Genomic DNA, 20,426 nt, shown 5'->3' on the forward strand with positions numbered 1-20,426 from the left:
TCGTGACAATTGAATATTTATATAATGGTGAAAATGTCTCCAACTGGAAATCCTGCCGGCGAGGAAACCCGTGCAAGAAAAATATAAACCTAAGATTCTGGTGGTCAATGACGATACGGCGAGTTTGTTTGCCTTAAGCGGGCTGCTCACGAGTTGGGCTGATGAGAATAATTGCCTGGTCGTTACCGCGAAATCTGGCGAGGACGCACTGCGTCATGTATTGCTGAATGACTTTGCCGTGATACTGCTGGATGTCAACATGCCCGGCATGGATGGATTCGAAACCGCAGAAGCGATACACAAGCGCGCACGCTCCTCTTCGATACCGATTATTTTCATTACCGCTTTTCTGGTCGACGATCTGAATAAATTAAGAGCGTACCAGCAAGGAGCCGTAGACTATCTTTTCACCCCCGTCATTCCCCAGGTCTTACAAGCGAAGGTATCCGTATTTGTTTCGCTGGCAAAAAAAAATCAGGAATTGAAAGCGCAAACAGAGGTTCTTGGTCTTCGTACGCAGGATTTACAGGCTGCAAATGACAAACTTCAGCGTGAAATAAAAGAAAGAAAAATCGCTGTTAAACAAAATGAAGCGAAAGATAAATTCCTGGCCATGCTTGGTCACGAGTTGCGCAATCCTTTAAGCGCAATCACCAGCGCCGCATCCATCATAGGATTTCCGGGCGCAAAAGCAGATAGCGTGGAGCGTGCAAAAAAAATCCTCTCAAGACAATCACTCCATCTGACGCGTATAGTCGATGATTTGCTGGATTTGGGGAGAGTGATGGCCGGAAAAATCGTTCTCAACAAAACTGCAGTCAATCTCGGCGAAGTTGTCTTGTCCTGCCTGGATAGCCTAAGGGCCAGTCGCGCGGTTGACAATTACCAATGGAGTATTGATCCTATCGATACGTGGATAGACGCAGATCCTACTCGTGTAGAGCAAATCATTACCAATTTGTTGGACAATGCCATCAAATACACCCCCGCGGGTGGAACCATCAGCATCAAAAATTCCGTATGCAAGGGTGCCACAAAATTGACGATCACCGACTCGGGAATAGGTATTAGCAAAGACTTGCTCCCCCGCATTTTTAATGTTTTCGTCCAGGGAGAACATTCCCTGGACCGTGCTAGAGGCGGCCTCGGTATAGGCCTGGCCCTGGTTAAGCAATTGGTTGAATTGCACGGAGGCGACATCCTCGCCCATAGCGAAGGTGAAAATCTGGGCAGCACTTTTTCTATCGTATTACCCCAGGATATGAAGAGCCGGCCCTCACCTGAGCTTAACGAGGTTCGAAGTCTGAAAACGACCAGGAAGCTGCTGCTGATTGAAGATAATGAAGATGCCCGTGAAATGACCACACAGTTACTCAAGGCGCACGGGTTTCAGGTTCTTGATGCGGCGACCGGGGCCGAGGGACTCATCCTGGCGAAAGAGGAAAAGCCTGGTATTGCCCTTATCGATATCGGATTGCCAGGCATGGATGGTTATGAGGTGGCACGACGCTTACGCAGTGATAAAGATACCAAGGGCATGTACTTAATTGCACTGACCGGTTATGGGCTCGGTGAAGACCATAGACTGACGATGGAAGCCGGCTTTGATGCCCACTTCGTCAAACCTTTAAAACTCCAGCAACTTATGCTTGCCATAGAAACTCTTCAAGTTGCCTGAAAAAAAGCTCAGATCTTTGCCTGAAGTTAAAATTCCAATCTGCCTGATATATATGCACAGGTATATGTAGCTACATGTGCACAGACGCATTTCTGTATTTGTCCGATTCCATAATCAAGCCATTGTAACTGGCTTGGTCAAGCTCAGCTTACTTTGTCGTCCCCCTCCTACACGACTGGTAGGGGCCCACTGATATGCGGCGCGCCTGAGTGACTTTAAGATTGGTCATCTCATTTAGTCAACTGCGGTCGGTGCTTATCATGAAAAATAAAATGAAGTTCAGGTCCAGCAGGTCAAGTTTCCTCAAATTGGTAAATCCAGGGAATACTCTGGGTTGCCCCTTCCAACACACCCGACATGGATCAAATCTGAAGCTGCTGGCGCTATTCCGCCTGCGTATTCAAACCACACATTAAATAGAGCAAGATAACTCCGACAATTAAAGAGCCAATTTATAGGAAATTGTTACCGTCCCGGTAGTGATCAAAGTGCATCAAGCAATGGAATCTTTAGTGTACGTCGTTCATAACACCGGTTTTCCCTATCACGACGACACGGAAAATCCATCAAGTAGCTGCTGAATCTGACTCAATTCATACGGCTTGGTCAACACATGGCAGCGGAAATTCAGATAAGTATGAATATGAGGGCCATGACCGGATGAAAAAACAATATGCATCTCTGGTGCATCCAGCATAGCTTGTTTTCCCAGGGCGATACCCGACATTTTGGGTAAATTGATATCTGTCAGCAGTACGTCAAAACGCTGTTGCCGCAGTAATTCCAAAGCGTTTTCCCCAGTCGCAGCAGGGGTAGGGAAATGCCCTGTCATATCCAGCATTTCACATAGCATTTCCAGCAAATCCTGATTATCTTCTACAACCAGAATACGCAAGCCTGACCCAGCCGGACTGGCAAACTCATTGGCAGGCTCATTGGCAAGCTCACTGGCAGGCTCAATAATGAGGGAAGTTTCGTGCCCTTTATCAGGATTTGACTTTACCATGATTACCTATTGGGGTTGAAAGCAGCTCTGGCAACATGGTATACGCAGGATCACCTGCGTTCAATTTATCTATCTGGATCGAAGTTTTTTTCATTATTTCAATAAATTATAAAAGGAAACATCATTCAATTTTTCAATCATCGTCGAGGCAAATCGATAGTGAACACGCAACCTTGGCCGGGTTGGCTTTTCACCGTCAGCAAGCCGTCGTTCGCTTCGACACTGCGCCGTGCGATGGAGAGTCCCAGTCCCAGGCCGCTTTTGTTGGAACCACTCTGCGTGAACGGCAAAAATATATTGTGGCTAGCATCCTCGCTCAGTCCTGGCCCACTGTCTTTGACATTGATGCGTATGCGGTCAACAGTAGCGTCGACGTCAAGCGTGACGACACCACCTTTGCCACTAAATTTGAATGCGTTCTGCAACAGATTGCCCAGCGCCGAGAACAGCAAATCCTTGTCAGCATTGACCATCAATAGGGGAGGAGTTTGTTCAACATTGAAGTTGCACTGGTGTAGTTCAGCTTCGAGCGAAGAGGAATATTGTACTTCTCCAATAAAATTGGCAAGATTGAAAACTACGCGGTGCAGCGTCATACCGGGCCCTATGCGGACTTCAGCGAGAGAACGGTCAATCAGTCCTCGAAGCCCCACCATACTGCGATCCAGTACGGCTCCGGTAGAGCCAGTCAGACCCACATTGCCAGACTTGATGGCCGCTAGCGCCAGCATTGCCGTGTGCAAGTAGTTGCGAAGCTCATGAGCGAAAAATCCCAAACGCTGGTTCGCCTCCAAAGCCTGTTCATCCGCGATCACCAGGTCGCGGTGTTCACTAAATGCCGTCACAGCGTCTGCGATACCATTGTCAAGGCAGCGATTGAGCGTACGGAACTCACTGACCTCAAATTTCTCCTTAAGGTCAATCGACAAATCCGATACAGCCTGACAAAGATCACCGTAATTATGCACTACCTCATTAATCGAATAGCCCAGCGTCAGAAGATCGGCTCCATGAATTGCAGCGGTTACGCCTAGTTCAGCGCGCCGATGAGGGTCGCCTAATGCCGAACCTGATACAGCCAGTGCCTCAATCGCGCGGCCCCGGTGTTCCGCCTGTAATGTACGTATGAGTTGATCCAGGAACATAGGAATACCTTGTTCCAGTTGTTGCTTGTTCGGGGATCCACCAGATCTGGCTAACACTTTTTCGCGGCATCTACGCTCAAGCTCCGCACGATGGGCGATCAAAAATTCGTGCATCATGGTAGACCTCGCAGGTATCCCATGCCTGTCAATTGCAGGCCTACGGCGAGAAATGCCGTTATGGGGATTTACGTCAAGAAAGTGAGACGCATGCCATGATGGTGGAGTCTTGTCCTTAATAAATCTGTGCGCTAGAACACATTCAGCGCACTTAGCCCGCGCAGACGCTGGAACTTCCCGCTCCCAATCAATCTGACGAGTCATCAAGGCGAAAATTTAAAAACCCGGGTAATCATCACTGCACCCAAAAAAATTCTGAACTCAATCCTGGGTGGCACAGCTGTTCTTGATGGCGATACCCCAGACACAACATTTAAGAACTTCGGGCAGGAAAGAAGCTCTTTCATACCCTGGGTCCTGGTGTTACTTTACTTATTGCAGGGGGGGCAGGTCAATTTCATCCTTACGCTCCTGTATCGCTTCGCCCAGGGCCATCAGGTCCAGCTTTGCTTTTTTTGCTCTGGGGAACATCTCACCTTCTTCTTCCTGTACATGGTGCTCAATTTGTTCAGATAAGACTTTGACTCTGGCATCATAGAGATCGTCACCAGGCTCCATCGCCAGGATCTGTGTAATCAGGTCCTTGGCAGCAGCGTGTTCGACATTGGCTTCATCCATCATGTCCTTGGTATCTTCACCGATCTCACGCATGGCTGGATAGAAAATCTCTTCTTCGGCAATGGTGTGCTTGGTCAATTCCAGGCAGATCTGGGCAACAATTTTCTTCTTGCTGACTAAAGCGCCGTCGCCCAGACTGTCGAATTTACTGAACAATGCCTTCACGTTTTCATGGTCTTGCTTAAGCAGGCTGATAGCATCTTGTGCCGTCGTGTCATCAGCCTTTTTAGCGATAACAGCTGGGTTTTCTACAAGCTTGGCTTTGGCCGAGGGTGTCGCAGTACGCATGGTGATTCCTTTATGTCGTTGTTATGTCATTAATAAGAGAGAGTGCAATAAACCTGCCTGTCTGGCCGCATTCAAAAACCAAGAGCTGGTTGTAAAACAAGCTCAGGCGAGCAGGTATGGTCATCTTAAGACCTGTGCTGTAAATGGGAGTAAGCCGCTGCGCTGAAGCCGTGTAGGACAGAAACCAAAGATAGCGTTTTATCCTGCTTGCGGACGCAAGATTCCTTGATGTCCGGTCCGTAACCGTTTTGTGGGAGTTGCCTTCTCACAGCAATGGCCTGACCAATTTCTCGCGACCCCATTGCCGTGTTTTTGCCGCCGCCAGAAAGTCTTTCACATTATCTGTCGATGTAACAGCGGTGTCTTTATTGATACCTGCCGCATTCCACAGGATCTCACCACCTGCATCATAAGCAATCGCTTTCAAGTGGCTATAAGCATCCCTGACAAAGTCGCCGGCTGCCATATCTCGCTCCAGTTTCTTTGCCGATTCGCTGGAGAGAACAAGCGCGATTGCGTCAAATATTACCGAGGGACTACCTGCCAGTTGTCCGTCCACTTTGGCTTCCTTGCCATCAGACAGGTGTATGCCATTAATCTGTGGAGCAATAATTTTGTACTTGGCATCTGCACTGGCAACAGCCGCTTTGAGTTTTTCCAGGGTCTTGGCATCGGAGCCTTCGGCAATAAGAATACCAACCACGCGGCCGGCCAGGGTGTCCTTCATCTTGTCGATCAATCGCAATGCAGGTGACACAGGTAAATTTTGTACCGCTACCGGGATAGCTGGTGCCGCTGGCAAATCCTTGATGCCCAGGCCAGTGGCAACACGTCGCGCCAGTTCTTCGTTGATATGCAGCATATGGCCGACCATTGCTTCGCGTATATGCGGATGCGCGACTTTTGACAGCTCAAAAACCAGCGCCGCAACGATATGTGCTTGTTCAGTGTCGTTCTGGCTGGCAAAAAACTGGCGTGCCTGACTGTAATGATCAGTAAAACTTTCTGGGCGTATCCTGCCTTTGTCACCCGCCACAGGTTCTGCCATGCTGTTAAAACCTGTCGCCGGTTGTTCGCGTGGCGCATCTTTTGCCAACGAATTTGGTTCGTACGCAACCCTGCCGGTAGGGTGCGTCATTTGCATGTGGCCATCACGCTGGTGATTGGCAAACGGACACTTCGGCGCATTAACGGGGATCTGATGGAAATTGGCTGAACCCAGCCTGGACAGTTGGGTATCCAGATAGGAAAATAAACGCCCTTGCAACAGAGGGTCATTGGAAAAATCGATGCCGGGAACAATATGCGACGGGCAAAATGCGACTTGTTCCGTCTCGGCAAAGAAATTGTCCGGCCACCTGTCAAGCACCATGCGTCCAATCACAGTCAGTGGTACCAGCTCTTCAGGAATGAGCTTGGTTGCGTCGAGATGGTCAAACGGGAATTCGTCTGCTTCCTCTTGCGTAAATAGTTGTACTGCCAATTCCCATTCGGGGAAATCACCGGCACCGATGGCATCGAAGAAATCGCGCCTGTGAAAGTCAGGATCAGCACCGGCAATTTTTACTGTCTCATCCCAAACGGTGGACTGCAGCCCGGCCTTCGGGCGCCAGTGGAACTTCACGAAGGTAGATTCACCCATCTCATTAATGAGGCGGAATGAATGCACGCCAAAACCTTCTATCATGCGTAGTGATCTAGGCAGCGTGCGGTCGGACATGATCCACATCACCATATGCATGGCTTCTGGCGTCAGTGAAATAAAATCCCAAAATGTATCGTGCGCTGTCGCCGCTTGCGGGAAACCGCGATCAGGCTCCATTTTTACCGCATGGACAAGGTCAGGAAATTTAATGGCATCCTGGATAAAGAAGACTGGAATATTATTGCCGACCAAGTCCCAATTGCCTTCTGATGTATAAAATTTGACGGCGAACCCGCGCACGTCTCTTGGCGTATCAACAGAGCCAGAGCCGCCCGCCACCGTGGAAATACGGCTAAACACCGGGGTCTGATGCCCTGTTTCGGTCAGGATTTTGGCGGTGGTATATTTTTCCAGTGAATGTGTCAGTTCAAAATATCCATGAGCACCGGTTCCACGTGCATGCACGACACGTTCCGGGATACGCTCATGATCAAAATGGGTAATTTTCTCTCTTAAGATAAAGTCTTCCAGCAGAGTCGGTCCTCTGACACTGGCTTTGAGAGAATTTTGATCGTCTGCAATCACGACCCCTTGATTGGTTGTCAGTTCAGGATGAGTATTTCCAGCAATCTGATGTAGTTCTCCCCCATTACCAATCGAAGTGGTAGTCAGATTTTTTGTTTCCTGTATTTCGGGATTGGCGATGGTCGTATTAGTTTTAGACATGGCAGGCAATCTACAAAAGGACGAGTTGGACACAATAAAAATCAAACATAGATCAGATCGACGCTTAATTTTTTCTGATTTGACGATAGACCAAAATGTCTGAATCATTTGTTCGGAAGCGAACATTCAGGGCAGGCTGGCAATAGAAATACCCTTTTATTTCTAATGATTTTTTCGTGAATTTTGTATTTCAAGTTCAAGAAAAAAAACGGACTGCTTACACAGTCCGTTCTTGCGATACAAGTAATCTGTTACCCCGAAAAAACCTTAAGCGACGCTGGCCTCGGACGTCGAGTTGATGTCTTCTGCGCCAGCTTTTTTGTAAATGTCTTTTGCAATTTCAGCTTGATCAGAATTATCGGTATGCACAGAGATAAGAACGTTGCCGCCGCGAATTTTTCCGTCATATAATTTTGCTTCATATTCGGGAATACCCATACCCACCAGGCCACCAATGAGGCCGCCGGCCGCCCCCACCAACGCAGCACCACTCAATGCAGCCATAATAGGCCCAGCCGCAATGAAAGGACCAACGCCAGGGATTGCCAACGTACCTATGCCTGTCAACCAACCCAGTATGGCGCCTACACCCATACCTGCAATCCCGCCAGTGGCGGCCCCTTCGGGCAATTTGGTATTTTGCTCATGCGCAAAATCCCGGGTACCGGTTTGATCAGGCAACAAGACCGAGATATCAGCACTTGAAAATCCTGAAATTTTCAACTTGTCGACGATGGTTTCTGCTTGAACACGATTTGTTGCGATACAGTAGATAGCGGTTTTCATTTGATTTCCTTTGGTGAGTTATTTACATGCCTGCCTTGCCTGCCTTGCCTTCCTGCCTTGCTTGCCCAGGTTCAATTGGTTTTTACATCCAGTGAATTATTGATAGAACTAACACCATTGACAGCCTGGACGATTTTTTCGACTTGCGATTTTTCGTCTGCGGTTTTTACCGGACCGCGTAAAGTAACGACACCCGCATCCACCATAATTTTGATGTTATGGGCCATCATTGACAGCGATTTTTCGTGCACGACCGAACGTCGGACTGCAGCAAGAAGCTTGCGGTCTGCTTTTGTATTGACTTGATCTGCTGGCGTTTTATTCCCGGCATATTTGTCACGGTTATTGATCGCCGTATTGTCGACGTTAGACGCACTTTTCCCTTCTGTAACAACGGGGGGAACTGGATCCGCTGCAAAACCTGTCCCTGGCAAAATGGCGAGGCCCAGCAAAGCGGCACAGCCAACCTGATTTAATATTCGTCCCATTCTTTCCTCCTGATTAAGTCCATTGTGGACAAGTGGCGATAGATTAAAATAATTAATCACCTACCATCTGTGCGGTAAGTCACACGGAACTGGAAGCAGGAAGAGGCAAAGATAAGCAATGTTATTTCATCGGAGAAATACACCTTTATCAATACCGGATTTCAGCAATGTGGCTGATCACGTTGGCCTTTTTTTACCTATAACAATGTTGAATAAACAGAAAATCCTGTATAGATTGCATAAAGGCGAGTGGTAAGATTTTTCCTACAAATGTGGTCGCTATTGTCCGGTACTGAATATGCGGGATTCTAGTTACCATGACAGCTCTATCGCAGAGTAACTGCAATAATTTGTCGGCCCTGCTGATACTGTTACTGATGCGCTAGAGAAATTACGTAACCAACCTATCTTTTCAGAGGAGTCATCATGAGGAATTTTTTCGGTTTCCATTTTTCAACCAAAAATCAAAAACTTTCTGCGCTCAACGAACAAAAAGTTGATCCTGGTATTACAGCGACAGAGGGTGGCTGCGCTAAAAATCCGAAAAACTTGACTCCCGCAAAGCACCATATGCAATTGAAGAAAATGGAAGAGCACCGTCGAAATTTGCGAACCATGTATTTCTCCAGCTAAATGGAGGGAGCCCCAAAAAAGCCTGGCGCTCACCTGTCTGGCGCAGTAACTGACAATGTTCATTTGCGCACCGGAAACGAAAGACGATGCAATAAACTGGAACATATATTTTTCTTTACTGCTTATGTTCATGGAATCAGCCAACGCCAGGCGTATATTTAATAGACAGGAATAGGCATGGCCAAGAAAGTCAAAGAAAATTCGAACAATCCAAACGACAGTTCAAGTGCAGATTTTAAAGATACACTCGATAAATTGATCAGCCGCCTGCCTTCAATGTCAGATATAGAAATAAGTGCCGCCAAGGATCAGTTTTTGCGAAAAATCGAGATGGCCATAACCAATCAATCTCTGTAGCAACAAAACCGATTCGTTACCAGCACAGGAACCGACGGCAGTCGTCATCTGAAAGTATTTTGAATTTGAGTGGTATGCGAATATATCAGCGCGCTGTGGCAGGCTCGACATCTATCCGATACGATGCAATGTGCGGTATTGCATAGCTGTGACATCGATATTACTGGTTACTATAAGGGGTTGGATGCTTTATGCTGCTTGCAATTAGCAATCACAGACCTGACCTTGCGTGCCAGCGCTTCACGGCTATAGGGCTTGCTCAGCAATTCCACGCCGGCATCCAGCCGTCCTCCATGTACGATGGCATTTTGCGTATAGCCCGAGGTAAACAATACCGCCAGATCCGGCAAACGCTCGCGCGCCTGGTGTGCCAGTTCAGGGCTTCGCAATGCCCCGGGCATGACGACATCAGTAAACAAGAGATCAATCTTGACACCGGTGCCAATGATTGCCAGGGCACTTTCGGCATCGCCGGCATGCAATACCTTATAGCCTAAATCGCTCAGTATCTCGATGGCAGTAGTACGAACCTGCTCATCATCTTCTGCCACAAGAATAGTTTCGGTTCCTCCGACAATCTTTTCCGCTGTCTGTATCGCCAATCTACCTTCCTGCTCTGTCGAACGTGGAAGATAAAGTTTGATGGTAGTACCATAGCCAAGTTCACTATATATATTGACATGGCCACCCGACTGTTTGACAAAGCCATACACCATGGACAAACCCAATCCTGTTCCCTTGCCCTCAGCCTTGGTCGAGAAAAACGGTTCAAATGCCTGGGCCACAACTTCTGGCGGCATGCCTGAGCCGACGTCGGACACCGCCAGCATCACGTAATCACCAGCGTCGACTTCTGCGTGAGTGCGCGCGTAATTTTCATCCAGAACCGCGTTACCGATTTCTATGGTGAGCTTACCGACGGAATCCATGGCATCGCGTGCATTGACTGCCAGGTTAAGTAAAGCATTTTCGACTTGAGCGACATCGACAAAGGTATTCCACAAATCATCAGCCAGTATGGTCTCAACTTCGATAGTTTCACCCAGGCTGCGCTGCAGCATATCTTCCATATCAATCACAAAACGACCAATGTTGACAACTTTGGGGTCGAGCGCCTGACGCCGCCCAAAAGACAATAAATAGCTGGCCAGCTTAGCACCACGCCTGACACCGGCAAGCGCATTGTTAACGCGCCTCTGCGCATGCGGATTACCGACGATCTCTGCGGACAATAGTTGAAGGTTGCCTGAAATGATCTGTAGCAGGTTATTAAAATCATGCGCTATGCCACCCGTCAATTTGCCGATTGTTTCCATCTTCTGCGCGTGCTGCAATGCTTGCTCGGTTTTTTTCAGCGCGATTGCCGCTTCATACTTTTCGGTAATGTCCCGGGTAATCTTGGCATAACCAACGAATTCGTAGAAGGCATTGTAAATAGGATCAATCACCACATGGGCACGAAATTGACTGCCATCTTTCCTCACACGCCAGCTTTCCTGTTCAAAACGACCTTCGGTCCTGGCTGTCAATAGCGCGCGTTGTGGTACCCCGCTATTCTGATCTTCCTGCGTGTAGAAGCGAGAAAAATGCGTACCGATCACTTCTTCCTGTCGATATCCCTTGATACGTTGCGCACCGGCATTCCAGTTACTGACATAACCGTCCTTGTCCAGCATATAGATCGCATAATCCGTCACCCCCTGCACCAGCATACGAAATTGCTGCTCGCTCAGACGCAATGCTTCTTCCGCTTTCTTGCGGTCAGTGATGTCACGGGTAATTTGTGCAAAGCCAACTAGCTGACCGTTTTCCCGGATGGCGTCTATGATCACGCTGGCCCAGAAACAGGACCCATCTTTACGCACGCGCCAACCCTCATTCTCGTAACGACCTTCAGTGTCAGCAATCTGAAGCGCACGCACGGGAACACCTGCCTTCTGGTCCTCTGCTGTATGAAACCGGGAAAAATGCTGGCCAATGATTTCTTGCGATAGGTAGCCCTTGAATTTTTGCGCACCGGCGTTCCAACTTATCACGCGGCCATCAATGTCCAGCATATATATCGCGTAGTCAGTGATCGCATCAACCAATAGCTGAAAGCGCGGCACCTCAATGAGTTTTTTATCTTCAGGTAAATTTCGGATGGACATCGGCTGTTTCCACGGTAACAAACTTTGTAAGCTAGTGTATCAACCGTATTTGCCATAACGGATAAGAGCTGGGTATCGTACTTCCACGACGCGTCAAACCGAACGAGGCCTGATGGCGGCATGATCGTCCGGAAACTATTCTATTTTATAGTTCGTGCAACTATAGCTCCGGCGAAGCCCATCAATCGTACGGTAGCGTACAAAGAAATTACTTTTTGTCCGACGATACTTGACCAAAGCCAAGGTTACCAGGCCACAAGAAATTCAATCACATCTTTGTTACTGCCCCATAGTGGCACTTTACGATCGAAGCTTGTCAGGGCCGGGCACGTATCCAGCGCAATCACATTGCCTGTGCCATGTTGGTTCAGATCAGACTGCCCGTCATCGCCAGACAAACTCAACAAACCATTAGCGTGTCAAGCAAGGATTAATTGACGATTATCTTTGTATGCAACCAAAAAGCCCATCGACATCATGAAATTTAGGTAAGCCCTATCCATATCAACAAATAAAAAACTTGACTATTTACCGCGTGAAATACGCACGGCAGAAGTTATTTATTTTCGGAGCGCGTCAATGTCGCAAGTCCACACTGTAGAAGAAATCCCTCATCTGCGTGAAGTCAATAATGGAATTGCGTCCCAGAACGAGGTGCAAGCGAATACCGACACCGTGGACTTAACGCCGTTGGTCCACGAGTACCTCGCCACCGCTCGAGCACTCAGGGCCTGGCAGCTTTTGCGCCAGACATCCAAGCTTGAGTCCTCGTGATCTTTTTCTATGATTTGTACGGACTCGGGCAATGGCCGTCCATACGAACTCCGCAATGTCGGTGCGGTAGCCGATTGCCTCCATTGTCGGTCGGCACAAATCCTTGCGCAGTTTTGGGTGACCGGCCAGGACCACTGACAGGCGGCCGCCGACGTCTTCGACCACTTCCATCAGGCGCTTGAGGCCGATGAGCGTATGTCCGTTCAATTCGTGCGCCGCGTCAATGCTGTTGTTCGAATGGAGGTCTATGCCACAAAATAATATGCCGTTCTCCTTTGATAAAGTGGGTTCGCACCGTAACTTTATCTCTCGGCGCTTGCCGAAGGGAGGATGGCTAGATGAGTATCAATTCAGCGAGCAAAAGAACAATCTATAACCGAACGGCGGCGAAGTCCTCAGCTTAATCGCGTCACAGCCTGATTCAATTCATCGGATTGGAATGTTGAACGACCCATTGGGATATTGCTCGCACATGAACTCCACGAAAGCCCGGACTTTGGGACTCTGCAAACGGCGAGAGGTGTGCAGAACCCAAAGCTCAACTTCGCCGCCGGCAATTCCCCACGATACCAGTTCCCCTTTTTCCAGCAAGCTCCCGACGATGGATTGCGGCAGCATCGCTGCCCCTGCGCCGTCGACAATAGCGTCCCGAACCATCAGGAGCGAAGACAGACGCAGAACAGGCTGCGGTTCGATGGTGAACTGACCATTACGAACGGACCAGATGTCCCCGTCGCGATAGCTAGTCGTGACGACCGCAGGAACGGGAAATGGCTTGTCACGATCTCCCTTCGGCATCTGAATGGATGGTGCTGCCGCAAGGACCATCCTGTCCCTGGCAAAGCATCTGCCAACCAAGGCGCTGTCTTTGCTCGGATTTATCCGTATGGCGACATCGAAGTGTTCGTCTACTAGATTGACGAGACGGTCCTCAGCCACGGCTTCGATCTGTACTTCCGGGTAGCTGGCCAGGAACCGGGCGGCAATTCGCCCGAGTGCCAACTGCGAAAACAGGAGCGGTGCCGCGATGCGCAGACGCCCTCGCGGCGTCGCCAGGCCGTCTCGCGCTGCTGCAACTGCATCGGCGACCTCGTGCATTGGTCCCTCCGTTCTGGCTCGCAGCAGTTGACCTGCTTCGGTCAACTCCAGGCTACGGGCACCCCGCTCGATGAGCCGTATCCCCAATGCTTCTTCGAGGTCAGCAACACGACGCGACAGGGTCGCTTTCGACCGCCCGCTGGCGCGGCTGGCTTTTCCGAAGCCGCCGTGAGCGGCCACCAATTGGAAGTCTTCAAGGGCATTGAAATCCATTATGTCTCACTTTTGAAACGAAGTGTCTACATTTTACAGTCTTTGTTTTTAATGTGGAACAACATATTATTTGTTCGTACGCAACCCACACCACAAAGGAGTTTAGTCATGAACAACATCCGTGCATTGATTCTTACCGAATACGGCGGCCCATCCGCCATCCAGATTTCGTCCATCGAGGCACCAACGGCAAAAGAAGGCCAAGTGCTGGTCCGCGTCGAGGCCGCCGGTGTCAATGGACTGGACTGGAAGGTCCGTGAAGGCTATGTCCGAGATGCTTTCCCATTGCAATTGCCGACCGTATTAGGCATCGAACTGGCCGGAGTGGTCGAAGCGGTGGGTCCGGGCACCAAACTGCGCAAAGGCGATCGCGTCATGGGACCACGCGGTGGCCTGGGCGCCTATGCCGAGTTGGTAGCGGTAGACGAGGCCAATCTTAGCCTGATACCAGACTCGCTGAGCTTCGTGGACGCGGCGGCCTTGCCTGTGGCGTCTGTGGCGGCATGGCAAAGCCTGAATTTTGCCGGTCCGATCCAGGCCGGCCAGCGGATCCTTATCCAAGGCGCGGCTGGTGGTCTTGGGGGATTCGCGGTGCAGTACGCACATCAAGCCGGAGCAGTAGTTTTTGCCACCGCCTTGGATAGTCACGCGGACTACGTCCGCAGCCTGGGCGCTGACCATGTCATCGCCTACGACAAAGCGCAATTCGAAGCCTCGGCTAACGACATCGACCTTGTACTCGACTACGTCGGCGGCGAGATGCTGAATCGCTCGTGGTCCGTTCTTGCCGAAGATGGCGTCATCGTCAGCACCGCATCGCCAGCCATTCTGGCGAGCACCCCCGCAGGGCGCCGGGGCCTGTGGTTCATGAACACATCGGATGCCGCACGGCTGCAAATGATCGCAGAAGACGTGGTGCACGGACGCTTACAGTCAAAGATCAACGCCGTCGTCAGCTTCGACAAACTGCCTGAAGCGATCGAGCGTAACCGGACTCAGCCGCAAGTCGGTAAGACCGTAGTGAATTTCTCCCTTTAATCACCTTTCTTAACAGGAGAAAAACATGAGCATTGCAAACACCATGCGTGCCGATCCTGAATCGAGCAGCAGACATTTGGGTAAAGACGGTGTCGATCCTGCCGCCGATCGCACGGCGCGGTTAGAAGTTGCTGTCACACGGGAGATGTTCATTCCTGGCGACATCAGCGACGTTTTCGACTTCGTTGCCGCGCAAGATGTTTTGCCGAAGATCCTGACGGGTTACGGGCTTGTGCCTGGTGTCGCGTCAACTTCGAACGTCTCCGGCCCGTGGGATCAGCCCGGTTCAACCCGTATCGTGCACCTACTGGATGGCAGCACCGTCAACGAAGAGATTACGCATTACGACCGTCCCTCGTATTTCGCATACCGGGTCAGCGATCCGAGCTTTTCGTTGAAACATCTGATGTCTTATGCACGTGGGCAATTTTGGTTCACACCTACGGAAGGCGGTACTCAGGTGACATGGACTTATACGTTCTTGGCCAGAAACAGTTTTACCAAGATTCCGCTGGGGCTATTTGTCGGTACCCAGTGGAAGGGGTATATGGACGTCTGCTTGAGGCACGTCGCCAGGCATTTCGCCAATCTCCTCTAACGCTACGTGCACCCGGCACGGCTTTCTGTGGATAGAGCAGTGTCGAGTTGATCGAGAGTTTCTATCCACCTTTGAATTTACTAACCATACCAAGGAGTAATCATCATGACTATTATCGTTACCGGCGCTACCGGCACTATCGGCCGCCAAGTTGTCGAGCAACTCGTGAAGCGAGGCGCCGATGTTCGCGCTCTCGTTCGCGACCCTTCGAAGGCAAACTTCCCAACAGGCGTCGACGTCGTCCAAGGCGATCTGCTCGACGTCGATTCGCTGCGCGCCGCCTTCTCCGGTGCCTCGACGCTGTTCCTGCTCAACGCGGTGGCACCCGACGAATACACTCAGGCGCTGATCGCGCTTAACGTCGCCCGAGAGGCCGGCATCGAACGGATCGTCTACCTCTCCGTGATTCATAGTGACCTCTACGTGAACGTGCCGCACTTCGCAGGCAAATTCGGCGTTGAACGCATGATCGAGCAAATGGGACTCAACGCAACCATCCTGCGCCCCGCCTACTTCATGGGTAACGACCTCACGATCAAGGATGTGGTAACCAGCTACGGCATTTATCCCATGCCGATCGGTAGCAAGGGCCTGGCAATGGTCGATACGCGCGACATCGCTGAGATCGCAGCCATCGAACTTATCCGCCGAGAACGAACCACCGTCCCATTTCCACTGGACCGGATTAATCTCGTTGGCCCTGACACGTTGACCGGCGCAGATGTCGCTGCGATTTGGACAGAAGTCTTGGGTCGTCCGATCGGCTATCCGGGCGATGATACCGCCGGGTTTGAGAAAAACCTTCGACAATTCATGCCGAGCTGGATGGCCTTTGATATGCGCCTGATGAGCGAGCGTTTTCTCACTGAGGGAATGATTCCGGAAGCCGGCGATGTGGAACGTTTGACCACGCTCCTGGGGCGTCCCCTTCGTTCCTATCGCGACTTCGTTTCCGAGATTGTGACCTTGGCCTGACGGCTGAACATCAGGCCAGGGAACATCATCATGATCTACTCGACCACCACTGTTAATTATCCAACTTAAAAGAAAACATCATGACCACGTCAGTTTTACAACAAGGCTTTACCAAGAACCAACTCAGCTTCAAAAATCGCATCTTCATGGCGCCCATGACTCGCTCACGGGCCGTGGAGCAGAAGCCCAATGACATGATGCTTGAATACTATGTCCAACGGGCATCGGCCGGCCTGATCTTCACCGAAGCCGCCCAGATCAGCCCACAAGGTGTCGGCTACATCTTCACCCCGGGCATCCATACGCAGGAGCAGGTCCAAGGCTGGACGAAGATCACACAAGCCGTTCACGCCAAGGGTGGCAAGATATACCTGCAGCTGTGGCATGTGGGACGCGTTTCCCACCCTGAATTCCACGGTGGCAGCTTACCGGTCGCGCCGTCGGCTATTGCCTTTCAAGGACAAGCATATACCCCGTCCGGCCCGAAGGACGTGGTGACTCCGCGTGCGCTGGAAACGCACGAAGTAAAGGCCATAATCGCCGACTACAAGAATTCGGCGAAACTGGCCAAGGAAGCCGGCTTCGATGGCGTCGAGATCCATGCGGCAAACGGTTACCTGCCTGCGCAATTCCTGGAAGACGGCTCCAACCAACGCACGGACGAGTACGGCGGTAGCCTGGAAAACCGCTCACGCTTTCTCGTGGAAGTGACGAAGGCCGTCAGCGATGTCTGGGGCCCCGAGCGCGTCTCCGTGCGTTTGTCGCCTCGCAATCCCTATAACGGCATGAGCGACAGCAACCCAGAGGCAACCTATCTGCACGTCGTCCGTGAGCTGGAGAAACTGAAGCTGGGCATGTTGCACTTTATGGAATTGGCGACATTGCCCGAAGGCGTGCAGCCTTTTTCCCCGAAGGTGCGCGAGATTTTCTCGGGCATGTTAATTCTGAACTATGGTTATGATCAGAAGTCCGCGGAAGAAGTCGTGAGCAAAGGCTTGGCAGATGCGGTTTCTTTCGCCTCGCTGTTCATTCCCAACCCTGACCTGCCCGAGCGCTTCCGTGACGGGCATGCCTTGGCCACCCCGGACCACGCGACGATGTACGGCGGTACCGCCAAGGGTTATATCGATTACCCACAGGCAGGAGAGCAACAATGAAACTCCTCGTCCTTGGAGCGACCGGCGGAACCGGCCGCCATATCGTCGAACAGGCGTTGGCCCGGGGACACCAAGTCACCGCGCTGGTACGGTCGCCGCAGAAAGCGGCTGATCTGAAGGGGGTAACGCTAGTCACAGGGGACGCTCGCAATGCGATGTCATTGCGCCAGCCGTGAAAGGCCAGGATGCGGTGATAAGCGTGCTGGGCACCGCAGTCAGTCCATTCAAAGAGGTTACGTCGCTCTCCGCAGCGACGCGCGAGTTGGTCAGTGCGATGAAGGCGGAACATGTATCACGCTTGGTCTGCATCACCGGGCTTGGTGCGGGTGACAGTGCTGGCCACGGCGGCTTTGCCTTCGACAAGCTGATCCTCCCACTTCTTTTGCGTAAAGTGTATGCCGACAAAAATCGGCAGGAATCTATCATTCGGGACAGCGGGCTCGAATGGATTATAGTTCGACCCACCGTCCTGAACGATAAGACTCGTCGCAACTCGATTCGCGCGCTCACGGATCTTTCCGACTTCCATGGCGGCTCCATTTCACGAGAAGACGTTGCTAGCTTCGTCTTGGATCAAGTGAGTGCCAATACCTGGTTGCATCGCTCTCCGCTGATCACGTGGTAAGTGCATTGAGTATTTTTCAAGGCGGTGGATGTATGATCGAAACGCGGAGAGCCCGATCATGGTGCTATGGCATCTCCGCTTCTTCCTCCTTGTGGAAACCCGGCCACCCAGCGGCTTGACGTGTTGCATAGCCAGCCGCAAGTGGTCAAGCGGGCGGCGGCGTAAGTGCGTAACGTGAGGGTGACAAACCCACATGCCGCGTGAACGCAGCGCTGAACGCACTGGCTGAACCGTAGCCGACACGCTCGGCCACTTCGGCCACACTATCGGTCCGCTGCCGCAGCAGGCTCTTGGCCTTGGCCATGCGCCAGCGCAGCAGATATTCCATCGGAGCCACGCCGACTGCGCGGCTGAAGCGATCAAAGAACGCGGAGCGCGATAAGGCCGCTTCCTTGGCCAGTTGTGCTACGGTCCAGGGCGCCGTCAGCTCCGCGTGCATGCGCCGCAGTGCCTGTGCCAGACGTTCGTCGGCCAGCCCGCGCAGCAAGCCTGGCGAAGCGGCCGTACCCGCCGTCGAGCGCAGTGCTTCGATCAGCAGCACTTCCAGCAAATGCGCCAGCACCACATCACGCCCCGGCCGTTTGGCGCGCGATTCCTCGCCGACCAGTCGCACGATGGTGGCCAGGCGCTGTTCACCACACACGTGGATCAATCGCGGCAGCAAGGACACGAGCAAGGCTGCGTCCGGCGAATCAAAAGCGCAATGGCCAACCAGCAGCACTGTTTCTGCCGGGCCGGATGTGCTGCCAAGGCGGACTTCGCCACCTGGCAGCGCGACCGGCAACAGGTCGGGCGCATCTTCCGGCAGTGGCTGCATGCTGCACATGACAAAATCGTGCGACTCCGGTATCAGTACAAAATCGCCCTGCTGCAACGGCAGCGGCGCCTGCCCTGCCACCGTGAGACAGCTGGTGCCCTCCAGCACTACGCAGTAAAACGGCTGTCCCTCGAGTGAGCGGCGCACGCGCCAGGCGCCAGCGCCGCCAACGACTTTCGAGAACCGGGCACGCGGCTGCAGCAGCGTCACCACCTCGGCAAGCGGATCGATCATATCTGGACTCTGACTAACGAAATATGGACGGTTGATTGTAGCAAGTCCAGACCCTGCGCGCTATAGTGACTCACACCCAACCACAGGAGTTCGCATGAAAACAATCCTCATTACCGGCTGTTCGTCCGGCTTCGGGCTTGAAATCGCCCGTTATTTCCTTGAGCGCGACTGGCAAGTGATCGCCACCATGCGCGTGCCAGATGAAGAACTGCTGCCACGCTCGAAGCGACTGCGCGTGCTGCCACTGGACGTCACCGATGCGGACAGCATCTGTAACCTGCTCGATGCTGCCGGTCCGGTCGATGTACTGGTCAACAACGCCGGCATCGGTATGCTGGGCGCAGTGGAGGGCACGCCGATGGCCGCCATGCGCGAGGTCTTTGAGACCAATACCTTTGGCACCATAGCGATGACGCAAGCAGTACTGCCACAGTTCCGCCAGCGCAAGGCGGGCGTGGTAATTAACGTGACGTCCAGCGTGACGTTGAAATCGTTGCCGCTGTTGTCGCTGTACACGGCCAGCAAAGCGGCGGTCAACGCCTTCACTGAATCTCTGGCGCTGGAGCTGGAACAGTTCAACGTGCGGGTCAACCTTGTGTTACCAGGCCGCTCACCAACCACCAGCTTTGGCGCCAACGCGCAGCAGCGCATACAGATCCTGGAAGCGTATGCGATGATGGCGCAAGATGTGTTTGCCGGCTGGGCACAATCGACTGAGGAGGTCACACAGCCTGCTGATGTGGTGCAAGCGGTGTGGCTGGCAGCCACCGATCCGAATGCGCCGCTGCGCATTGCAGCCGGTGCAGATGCGGTGGCGCTGATGTAACAACGGCGCCTCGCGAGGCGCCGTCGTGGCTGGCGGGTGCATGTATTAACATGGGATTGTTTTCAGAAGCATTTGATCACTGCGGCATGGCGATCAGCCTGGATGACAGTAGCAACACATCCAACTACACCCTGGCATTGCCTGGCATACGCGACATGTCCAGGCGTAAATCGACATTATCTCAATGACATTGATAGCGCTGGGGGTGTCGTCCGCACCGCACAACATAGATAAGCGACATGCGCAGCCTTATACAAATGCCCACCAAGTTGAGGCACTGCCGGGATTCGTGGTTCTTCGCCAAAGTTCCGTTACCTCGATAATTTATATAGCGAAATTGACCTGTTGCCCGGTAGTGCCCGCTTCACACCAGAAGCGCCGCGGGTACGGCAGATCGCACGTATGTATCACAGGCTAGGCCAGCGAAGAGACAT

At 51.9% G+C, this 20,426-nt stretch carries 18 protein-coding genes and 2 pseudogenes; 11 read left to right on the plus strand and 9 right to left on the minus strand.

All coding sequences use genetic code 11. From position 1 onward, the window contains the following. The first annotated feature begins 70 nt into the window (after positions 1–70). Positions 71–1,678 (plus strand): response regulator, encoded by a 1,608-nt coding sequence (locus ACO0K9_RS07375; protein ID WP_422983341.1) that lies wholly within the window; start codon positions 71–73, stop codon positions 1,676–1,678. A gap of 544 nt (positions 1,679–2,222) precedes the next feature. Here the strand turns inward: ACO0K9_RS07375 and ACO0K9_RS07380 are convergent. The 6 genes from ACO0K9_RS07380 to ACO0K9_RS07405 form a co-directional block, all read right to left on the minus strand. Then, complete coding sequence (locus tag ACO0K9_RS07380) at positions 2,223–2,684, minus strand: response regulator (RefSeq protein WP_422983343.1); 462 nt, start codon at positions 2,682–2,684, stop codon at positions 2,223–2,225. A gap of 137 nt (positions 2,685–2,821) precedes the next feature. After that, positions 2,822–3,946, minus strand: a complete 1,125-nt coding sequence (locus ACO0K9_RS07385; RefSeq protein ID WP_422983345.1) for a sensor histidine kinase — start codon at positions 3,944–3,946, stop codon at positions 2,822–2,824. Between the two features lie 372 nt (positions 3,947–4,318). Continuing rightward, a complete protein-coding gene (locus ACO0K9_RS07390; RefSeq protein ID WP_422983347.1) occupies positions 4,319–4,852 on the minus strand; it encodes a hemerythrin domain-containing protein in 534 nt (177 codons plus the stop codon). Between the two features lie 265 nt (positions 4,853–5,117). Next, a complete protein-coding gene (locus tag ACO0K9_RS07395) occupies positions 5,118–7,223 on the minus strand; it encodes a catalase (protein ID WP_422983349.1) in 2,106 nt (701 codons plus the stop codon). Positions 7,224–7,490: 267 nt separating this feature from the next. Beyond that, positions 7,491–8,009 (minus strand): hypothetical protein, encoded by a 519-nt coding sequence (locus ACO0K9_RS07400; RefSeq protein ID WP_422983351.1) that lies wholly within the window; start codon positions 8,007–8,009, stop codon positions 7,491–7,493. A 71-nt stretch (positions 8,010–8,080) separates the two neighbouring features. Then, complete coding sequence (locus ACO0K9_RS07405; protein ID WP_422983353.1) at positions 8,081–8,497, minus strand: BON domain-containing protein; 417 nt, start codon at positions 8,495–8,497, stop codon at positions 8,081–8,083. Between the two features lie 426 nt (positions 8,498–8,923). Here ACO0K9_RS07405 and ACO0K9_RS07410 point away from each other — a divergent pair, with 426 nt between their 5' ends. After that, entirely contained in the window at positions 8,924–9,130 is a 207-nt protein-coding gene (locus ACO0K9_RS07410; protein ID WP_422983355.1) for a hypothetical protein, read from the plus strand. Between the two features lie 177 nt (positions 9,131–9,307). Continuing rightward, positions 9,308–9,487 (plus strand): hypothetical protein, encoded by a 180-nt coding sequence (locus ACO0K9_RS07415; RefSeq protein WP_422983357.1) that lies wholly within the window; start codon positions 9,308–9,310, stop codon positions 9,485–9,487. A gap of 170 nt (positions 9,488–9,657) precedes the next feature. Here ACO0K9_RS07415 and ACO0K9_RS07420 read toward each other — a convergent pair whose 3' ends face one another. Beyond that, a complete protein-coding gene (locus tag ACO0K9_RS07420) occupies positions 9,658–11,637 on the minus strand; it encodes a PAS domain S-box protein (protein WP_422983359.1) in 1,980 nt (659 codons plus the stop codon). Between the two features lie 323 nt (positions 11,638–11,960). On the opposite strand from ACO0K9_RS07420, the pseudogene ACO0K9_RS07425 reads away from it, so the two are divergent. Further along, positions 11,961–12,118: pseudogene (locus ACO0K9_RS07425) on the plus strand (IS701 family transposase); the annotation flags it as partial. A 719-nt stretch (positions 12,119–12,837) separates the two neighbouring features. Here ACO0K9_RS07425 and ACO0K9_RS07430 read toward each other — a convergent pair. Next, the gene (locus ACO0K9_RS07430) at positions 12,838–13,722 is read right to left on the minus strand and encodes a LysR family transcriptional regulator (RefSeq protein ID WP_422983361.1); all 885 of its coding nucleotides are present in this window, start codon (positions 13,720–13,722) and stop codon (positions 12,838–12,840) included. Positions 13,723–13,830: 108 nt separating this feature from the next. On the opposite strand from ACO0K9_RS07430, the gene ACO0K9_RS07435 reads away from it, so the two are divergent. The 5 genes and pseudogenes from ACO0K9_RS07435 (at position 13,831) to ACO0K9_RS07455 (ending at position 18,115) form a co-directional block, all read left to right on the plus strand. Next, positions 13,831–14,760, plus strand: a complete 930-nt coding sequence (locus ACO0K9_RS07435; protein ID WP_422983363.1) for an NADP-dependent oxidoreductase — start codon at positions 13,831–13,833, stop codon at positions 14,758–14,760. Positions 14,761–14,785: 25 nt separating this feature from the next. Beyond that, a complete protein-coding gene (locus tag ACO0K9_RS07440) occupies positions 14,786–15,358 on the plus strand; it encodes an SRPBCC family protein (protein WP_422983365.1) in 573 nt (190 codons plus the stop codon). A 105-nt stretch (positions 15,359–15,463) separates the two neighbouring features. Further along, positions 15,464–16,333 carry an SDR family oxidoreductase gene (locus ACO0K9_RS07445; protein WP_422983367.1) on the plus strand — a complete coding sequence of 290 codons (870 nt, stop codon included), beginning with the start codon at positions 15,464–15,466 and terminating at the stop codon, positions 16,331–16,333. A gap of 80 nt (positions 16,334–16,413) precedes the next feature. After that, on the plus strand, positions 16,414–17,490 hold the full coding sequence (locus tag ACO0K9_RS07450; RefSeq protein ID WP_422983369.1) for an alkene reductase: 1,077 nt from the start codon (positions 16,414–16,416) through the stop codon (positions 17,488–17,490). Continuing rightward, positions 17,487–18,115: pseudogene (locus ACO0K9_RS07455) on the plus strand (NAD(P)-dependent oxidoreductase). The gene ACO0K9_RS07450 and the pseudogene ACO0K9_RS07455 overlap by 4 nt, the downstream one beginning before the upstream one ends. 145 nt (positions 18,116–18,260) lie before the next feature. Here the strand turns inward: ACO0K9_RS07455 and ACO0K9_RS07460 are convergent. Continuing rightward, complete coding sequence (locus ACO0K9_RS07460; protein ID WP_422983371.1) at positions 18,261–19,166, minus strand: AraC family transcriptional regulator; 906 nt, start codon at positions 19,164–19,166, stop codon at positions 18,261–18,263. A gap of 94 nt (positions 19,167–19,260) precedes the next feature. On the opposite strand from ACO0K9_RS07460, the gene ACO0K9_RS07465 reads away from it, so the two are divergent. Then, complete coding sequence (locus ACO0K9_RS07465) at positions 19,261–19,992, plus strand: SDR family oxidoreductase (RefSeq protein WP_422983373.1); 732 nt, start codon at positions 19,261–19,263, stop codon at positions 19,990–19,992. 50 nt (positions 19,993–20,042) lie between these two features. Next, a complete protein-coding gene (locus ACO0K9_RS07470; protein ID WP_422983375.1) occupies positions 20,043–20,180 on the plus strand; it encodes a hypothetical protein in 138 nt (45 codons plus the stop codon). The last annotated feature ends 246 nt before the right edge of the window (positions 20,181–20,426 follow it).

It is taken from the genome of Undibacterium sp. Ji50W (assembly GCF_049340445.1).
Taxonomy (GTDB): domain Bacteria; phylum Pseudomonadota; class Gammaproteobacteria; order Burkholderiales; family Burkholderiaceae_D; genus Undibacterium.